This is a genomic window from Paenibacillus sabuli, from assembly GCF_014705605.1.
Lineage (GTDB): Bacteria > Bacillota > Bacilli > Paenibacillales > Paenibacillaceae > Paenibacillus_D > Paenibacillus_D sabuli.
Genome location: NZ_JACXIZ010000024.1, coordinates 102,140 through 109,368, shown reverse-complemented (window position 1 = coordinate 109,368; position 7,229 = coordinate 102,140). Strand labels below are relative to the sequence as shown.

The 7,229-nt window shown below is 64.4% G+C and carries 7 protein-coding genes; 1 reads left to right on the top strand and 6 read right to left on the bottom strand.

Annotation, left to right across the window (positions count from 1 at the left end; all coding sequences use genetic code 11):
* Positions 1-254: 254 nt before the first annotated feature.
* Positions 255-737 carry a transcriptional regulator NrdR gene (nrdR, locus tag IDH44_RS15010; protein ID WP_190918995.1) on the bottom strand — a complete coding sequence of 161 codons (483 nt, stop codon included), beginning with the start codon at positions 735-737 and terminating at the stop codon, positions 255-257.
* 103 nt (positions 738-840) lie between these two features.
* On the opposite strand from nrdR, the gene IDH44_RS15005 reads away from it, so the two are divergent.
* Positions 841-1,059, top strand: coding sequence for an alpha/beta-type small acid-soluble spore protein (locus IDH44_RS15005; RefSeq protein WP_190918994.1), 219 nt, complete (start codon positions 841-843; stop codon positions 1,057-1,059).
* Between the two features lie 76 nt (positions 1,060-1,135).
* Here IDH44_RS15005 and IDH44_RS15000 read toward each other — a convergent pair whose 3' ends face one another.
* From IDH44_RS15000 to polA, 5 genes are all read right to left on the bottom strand, one after another.
* Positions 1,136-1,705: a lytic transglycosylase domain-containing protein gene (locus IDH44_RS15000; RefSeq protein ID WP_190918992.1), complete on the bottom strand. Its 570-nt coding sequence runs from the start codon at positions 1,703-1,705 to the stop codon at positions 1,136-1,138.
* Positions 1,702-2,301: a dephospho-CoA kinase gene (gene coaE / locus IDH44_RS14995; RefSeq protein WP_190918991.1), complete on the bottom strand. Its 600-nt coding sequence runs from the start codon at positions 2,299-2,301 to the stop codon at positions 1,702-1,704. Before coaE ends, IDH44_RS15000 begins: the two co-directional genes overlap by 4 nt.
* 179 nt (positions 2,302-2,480) lie before the next feature.
* The gene (locus tag IDH44_RS14990) at positions 2,481-3,344 is read right to left on the bottom strand and encodes a manganese efflux pump (protein WP_317890192.1); all 864 of its coding nucleotides are present in this window, start codon (positions 3,342-3,344) and stop codon (positions 2,481-2,483) included.
* A 205-nt stretch (positions 3,345-3,549) separates the two neighbouring features.
* Positions 3,550-4,455 (bottom strand): DNA-formamidopyrimidine glycosylase, encoded by a 906-nt coding sequence (gene mutM / locus IDH44_RS14985; protein ID WP_190918987.1) that lies wholly within the window; start codon positions 4,453-4,455, stop codon positions 3,550-3,552.
* Positions 4,456-4,562: 107 nt separating this feature from the next.
* On the bottom strand, positions 4,563-7,214 hold the full coding sequence (polA, locus tag IDH44_RS14980; RefSeq protein ID WP_190918985.1) for a DNA polymerase I: 2,652 nt from the start codon (positions 7,212-7,214) through the stop codon (positions 4,563-4,565).
* Positions 7,215-7,229: the final 15 nt, after the last annotated feature.

Here is a 7,229-nt window from a genome sequence, read left to right as displayed (position 1 = left end):
CATTTCACCGTGTAGCCTCACTTTTTGCGCTTATTTCCGCCTCCGGAGCTCATTTCGCCGTGTAGCCTCACTTTTTGCGCTTATTTCCGCCTTCGGAGCTCATTTCGCCGTGTAGCCTCACTTTTTGCGCTTATTTCCGCCTCCGGAGCTCATTTCACCGTGTAGCCTCACTTTTTGCGCTTATTTCCGCCTCCGGAGCTCATTTCGCCGTGTAGCATCACATTTTGCGCTTATTTCCGTCCCGACTGGCTGGTTCAGCTCGGGCTGTCTCCGCCCGACATCGGATGCCTGGACAGGAGCGTATTCAGCTCCTTCATGAACATGTTGATGTCCTTGAATTGCCGGTACACCGATGCGAAGCGCACGTAGGCGACCTCGTCCAGCGGATAGAGATGCTTCATGACGAGCTCGCCGATTTCGTTGCTTTCGACTTCGGCCTGGGCCGTCGTGCGCAGCTCCTTCTCGACATCGGAGACGACCACCTCGAGCTGCTCGACCGAGATCGGCCGCTTCTCGCAAGCGCGGATCAGCCCGCGCAGCATTTTATCGCGGCTGAATTCCTCGCGGCTGCCGTCTTTTTTGACGACCATCAGCGGCGCTTCCTCGATCATCTCGAACGTCGTGAAGCGGCGGCTGCAGCGCTCGCATTCCCGTCTGCGCCGGATCGACTTGTTTTCGTTGGCCGGTCGGGAATCCAGCACTTTCGTTCCTCCGTGATCGCAATACGGACATTTCATCGCTATCTACGCCTTTCCGCAAAAAAGTTTCCATACCTTACCTGTCATAGCCTAATGAATAACGCACATAATACAGTTACCAACCGCGAGGAGGTGAACGACAATGGCTCAAAATCGCAGCAGCAATCAACTGGTTGTACCCCAAGCGAACGCAGCCCTCGACCAAATGAAATACGAGGTTGCACAAGAACTGGGTATCGCGATCCCGCAAGACGGGTACTATGGCAACATGGCAACTCGCGACGCTGGCTCCCTGGGTGGTTACATCACTCGGAAGCTGGTCCAAATCGGCGAGCAATCCCTGGCCGGTCAATTCAAATAATACGCATTAATTACAGAAAGCTTTGGCATTCGCTTCGGCGAAGGCCAAAGCTTTCTTCAACCTGCCAACGCTTTTTTCAAAAGCTCGGATACAAGTCCTTGTACTTATTATAATAGAACATTACCCGTCGTACATAATGCCGGGTCTCGCCGTACGGCACCTCGTCAAGCGAGTCGAGCTGCCCGTCCCAGACGCCGTCCGAGAGCCAGGAGCTGACCTTGCCCGGACCGGCGTTGTAGGCGGCGACGACGGCGACGCGATTTTCGCCGAACTGCTTTTGCAGCGATTGAATGTACCAGGCGCCCATCTCGATGGCCACATCCGGCCGATGATGCACGTCGTCGAGCGTGACCGTAAAATCGGCCTGCTCGGCGATCCAATTGGCCGTCTCCGGCATTATTTGCATCATCCCGAGCGCGCCCTTGCGCGATTCGCGTCCGGTCTGGTAATTCGACTCGGACCGGATGATCGCAGCGACCAAGTGCGGCTCGACCTCGTAATTCTGAGCGCTGATGCGGATGTCGTCGCGGTAGTAGACCGGGTACATCCACCGGCCGATCCACTCCGAATTGATGAGCAGGACGACGACCAGGCCGACGACCAGGAGCAGCAGGATTCTTCTTCCTTTGCGCCGGCGCTTCTTCATAGCTCCATCATCTCGCGCCACAGCGCGTCGAGCTGCCGCCGGGTCTCCTCGCGCGTGCCGCTGTTGTCGACCACCCAGTCGGCCCGGCGGCGCTTCTCCTCAATATCCATCTGCAGATCGACGCGCGCCGCCGCTTGCTCCGCGGTCAGCTCCGGGCTGCGCGCCGCGAGCCGCTGCACCTGCACCTCGCGCGGCACGTAGACGACGAGCACGCGGCCGTAGGCGGCGGCTTGTCCCGTCTCATACAGCAGCGGCACATCCGCGATGTGCAACCGGCCCGGGTCCTCCGCCTCGAGCTGATCCAGCCGCTCCCGCATCCGCTGCCGGATCGCCGGATGCAAGATGCCCTCGAGCTCCGTCAGTCTGACGCGATCTCCAAACACGATGGCGCCGAGCGCCTTGCGATCGAGCGTCCCGTCCTCGTGCAGCACCGATGCCCCGAAGCGCCGCGCGACCTCGGCCAGCGCGGGCTCGCCGGGCAGCACGACCTCCCGGGCGAGTTGATCCGCATCGACGACGACCGCGCCGCGCTCGGTCAGCAGCGCGCCTACCGTGCTTTTGCCGCTGGCGATCCCGCCGGTCAGTCCGATCTTCATCGGTTCACCTCACTATTCGCCTTGCCCCGCCCGCGCCGCGTCGGACGCAGGCCAGGCTGTGGCCTTGGTATGTGTTCTATCGTAGCCTATGCGGCATGTCCTTATCCCTATACCGCCTGTCGTCGCCGTCAATAGTCTCCCGCTCCGGAGCCGTCCGCAGTATACGCCGAGTCGAGCGATCACGTGAGCAGCCGGCTGATCCCCATCGCCACCAGGATGAGTCCGGGCACCAGCGTCAGACCCCGCATCGCTCGCGAAGCGGACAGCCGGCGCCCGATCTGCAGACCGAGCAGCAGGAAGGTCGCGCTGGCGACCGTGATCAGCAGCGCCGTGCCAAATGGCGACAAGCCGAGCAGCGCCGCCCCCAGCCCCGCGCCGAACGCGTCGAGCGACAGCGCGCAGCCGAGCAGCACCGCCTCCGCGGCCGAGATCGTGCCCGAGCGGTCCATATCCGCCGCCTGCGGCGTGCGCAGGATCTCGATGACCAGCCCGATCCGCTTCAGCTCCAGCCGCAGCATCTGGCGCGGCGCGGCGACCTGCCCCGTCGCCGTCGCCGCTCCGTCGCCCTGCTCCTCGCCCTCGCGCCTCGCCGCTCCGTCGGCGCCTTCGACTGCGAGGCGCGCAGCCCCAGCATCCGCGGGAGTACCGCTCGCCGTGTACGGGCTGTCAGGACGACCGCTCGCCGCCAGCGCCTCGGCCTCGTTCGCATCCGGCCCCAAGCCGGCCTCCATCTCACCGCTCCGCTCCGTCGCGCCGCGCGACTCCTGGCGGGCGCGACTGCGCCAGAACTGTGCGATGGCGTAGCCGCCGATGCCGATCAGCAGCACAGCCCCGATCGCATTGGCCGCTACCGGCTGCAGCACGCCCGACAGCACCGCCCCCGCCGCCATCGACAGCCCGATGACGACGCCCGAGCAGCAGGCGATGATCACGACCGACAGCAGCGGGATGCGAATCTTGCGCAGCCCGTACGTCACGCCGACGCCGAGTCCGTCCAGACTGACGGCCAGCGCCAGCAGCAGCAGCGTTCCCAGATGTACCACACGCACGACCTCCCTCCGATAGCCCATATGAGAGTATCATATGCGCGGGCGGCGGAAGATTGTGCATAGGCAGATCATAGACAGTCCGGCGCTTGTCGGCCGGCTCGGCTTGGACGTGTAGGTCAATTTGCCCGTCAAGGGTCAATGTTCGCCGCCTTTTCGGCTCCCTGCTGTCATGCTTCTATTTGGCTTGACTGGGCACGGTCTACTCCCCCGCCGACCCGGTCTTCTTCGCGCTCCGCCTGCCGCCTGCAGATGCCGTGCGCGAAGGCTTGCGCGAGCGCTTGAGCGGCTGGCAGCGCAGGCACAGATGGGTGCCCCGGCCGACGACGACCGTCTTGACGATCGACTCGCCGCAGCTCGGACACGCCTGCTGCTGACGGCCGTAGACGGCAAGGCTGTGCTGGAACATGCCCATTTCGCCTTGTCCGTTGACGTAGGACTTGATCGACGAGCCTCCGGCCTCGACCGCGCGCGCCAGCGTCGCCACGATCGCCTCGTGCAGCCGCTCCCACTCCGCCTTGCGCAGGCTGTCCGCTGTACGCTCGGGATGAAGGCCGGCCAGGAACAGCGCCTCGTCGACGTAGATATTGCCCAATCCCGTCACATAGGCCTGGTTGAGCAGCAGCGGCTTGAGCCGCGACGACCTGCGACCGAGCAGCGCCCGCAGCGCTTCCGCGGTGAACGCCTCCGACAGCGGCTCGATGCCGAGCTTGTTCAGCGGCGGCGCCGTCAGCTCCTCGCCCGGCAGGAACAGGTGCATCGTGCCGAATTGGCGCACGTCCTTGTAGCGCAGCTCTGTGCCGTCCGTGAAGGCGAATACGACATGCGTATGCGGCTCGACCGCTTCTCCCGCTTCGTAGACGCCGTACCTTCCTTCCATGCGCAGATGCGAGACGAGCGTCAGCCCGTCCAGCAGGATACGCAGGAACTTGCCGCGCCGCTCTACGCGCTCGATCGTATGCCCGACCAGCATCGCTTCAAAGTGGCGCGAATCGTCCGGCCGCTGGATGATGCGCGGCAGCGTCACTTGCACGCGCGCGATGGTTCGACCTGCGACAAGCGTATTCAGTGTCCGTCTGACCGTCTCGACCTCCGGCAGTTCCGGCATGGCTGATCCCTCCCTGGTGATGAATGACCCCGGGCGCCCTCGCAGCTGCCCGTCGAATTCTTCTTGCTATGCGTGAGCCTGAGCTCACGAGCCGCATCTAGCGACATTCACTTCGCCTCGTACCAGTTGGCGCCGCCGCTGACGTCCGCGCGCAGCGGCACGTCCAGCTCGATCGCCGAGGCCATCACCTGCGGCACCAGCTCGCGCATCGTCTCCAGCTCCTCCTGCGGCACCTCGAAGACCAGTTCGTCATGCACCTGCAGCAGCATCCGGCTCTGCAGGCCGCGCTCGCGCAGCTGCCCGTCCATCTGCACCATCGCCAGCTTGATGATATCCGCCGCGGTCCCCTGGATCGGCGTATTCATCGCCGTGCGCTCGGCGAACGAGCGCAGATTGTAGTTCGACGCCTTGATCTCCGGCAGATAGCGCCGGCGGCCGAGCAGCGTCGTCACGTAGCCGTCCTGCCGGGCCTGGGCGACGATGTCGTCCATATACTTGCGCACGCCTTGGAAGGCCTGGAAATACTGCTCGATGAACGAGGCCGCTTCCTTGCGCGTGATCTTGAGATTCTGCGACAGGCCAAAGTCGCTGATGCCGTAGACGATCCCGAAGTTGACCGCCTTCGCCTGGCGGCGCATGTTCGCGTCCACCTCGCCCTCGCCGACGCCGAACACATCCATCGCCGTCTTGGTGTGAATGTCCATCTCGCCGAGGAAGGCTTCCTTGAGCCCCTCGTCCCCGGAAATATGCGCCAGCACGCGCAGCTCGATCTGCGAATAATCCGCCGCCAGGATCGACCAGCCGTCCTCGGACGGCACGAACGCCTTGCGGATCTTGCGCCCTTCCTCGAGCCGGATCGGGATATTCTGCAGATTGGGGTACTGACTGCTGAGCCTGCCCGTCGCCGCGATCGTCTGCCGGAAGTACGTGTGAATCTTGCTCGTCTCGGGGCGAATCTCCTTGAGCAGCCCTTCGACATACGTGGACTGCAGCTTGGTCAATTGCCGATAATGCAGGATCGACGGAATAATCTCGTGATACGGCTCGAGCCGGTCGAGCACGTCGGCGTCGGTCGAGTAGCCGGTCTTGGTCTTCTTGATGACCGGGAGGCCGAGCTTCTCGAAGAGCACCTCGCCGAGCTGCTTGGGCGAATGAATGTTGAACTCAGCCCCCGCATGATGGTACACCTCGTTCATCGCCGCCGTGATCCGCCCCTCGATCTCGCTGCCCAGCTCCCGCAGCGTCTCGGCGCGCACGACGATGCCCTGGCTCTCCATGCCGGCCAGCACCGTCGACAGCGGCAGCTCGAGATCGTCGAACAGGCTGCGCATGCCGCTCTCCTCCAGCTGCGCATGCAGCAGCGGCGTCAGACGCAGCACGGCGTCCGCCTTGCGCGCCAGATGCGGATGGAGCGTCTCGTCCTCCGGCACCTTGAACTTGGCCCCCTTGCCGTAGACGTCCTCGTCGGCCGCCAGACCGCCGGCGCCGTAGCGGCGCGTCACGCCCGCCAGCGTCGGCGAGGCGTCGGTCGGGTCGAGCAGGTACGCCGCCAGCTGCGCGTCGAAGGCGCAGCCGCGCAGCGCGATGCCCTGCCAGGACAGCACGAGCGCCGTCTTGTGCATATCGTAGCCGGACTTGGGCGCTGCCGCGTCCTCGAGCCACGCCCGCAGCGGCGCGCCCGCCTCGCCGAGCAGCGTCTGCGGCGACAGCGCGTACACCGCGTCCGCCGTTGCGAACGCCGCGCCCATCAGCTCGGCATGATGCGGATTGTCGCCTGCCGCCTCGATATAGATCGCCTCGATGTCGCCGAGCTTGTCCGTCAGCAGTGCGATCGAGTCCGCGTCCACGCTCACCGTCTCCAGATCCGCCGCCTCGGCCTCTTCTTCGCCGGCGCCCTCGCCGGGCAGCTCCAGCCGCTCCAGCAGCGACTTGAATTCCAGCTTGCGGAAGGCGTCCGCCAGCGCGGCCGGCTCGTACCCGTCGTACTTCATCTCCTCGGCTCCGCGCTCCAGCGGCACCTCGCGCAGGATCGTCGCCAGCTCCTTGCTCATCGCGGCGTCTTCCTTGTGCTGCTCGACCCGCTCCTTGAGCTTGCCCTTGAGCTGCTCGGTCGCGGCCAGCACCTGCTCCACCGAGCCGTATTCGTGCAGCAGCTTGAGCGCCGTCTTCTCGCCGACGCCTGGGATGCCCGGAATGTTGTCCGACGAGTCGCCCATCAGCCCCTTGAGGTCGATGATCTGCAGCGGCTTCAGACCGTAGCGCTCCTCGATCTCCGGCGGCGCATAGCGCTCCAGCTCGCTGACGCCCTTGCGCGTCAGCGCGATCGTCACATGCGACGAGGCGAGCTGCAGCATGTCCTTGTCGCCGCTGACGACGAGTGTCTCCACGCCGGCCTCGTCCGCCTGCCGGGTCAGTGTGCCGATGATATCGTCGGCCTCGTAGCCGCTCAGCTCATACTGCGCGATGCCGAAGGCCCCCAGCAGCTCCTTGATCAGCGGGAATTGCTCGGACAGCTCCGGCGGCGTCTTGGCGCGCGTGCCCTTGTAATCCTTGTAGCTCTCCGTGCGGAAGGTCACCTTGCCCGCGTCGAACGCGACGAGCATATGCGTCGGCTTCTCCTCCTCGAGCAGCTTGAGCAGCATCGTCGTGAAGCCGTATACGGCATGGGTATGTAAGCCGGCCGCGTTCGTGAGCGGCGGCATGGCATAAAAAGCCCGGTTGGCAATACTGTTGCCGTCGATCAAAATCCACTTGTCCATACGACACCTCACCTT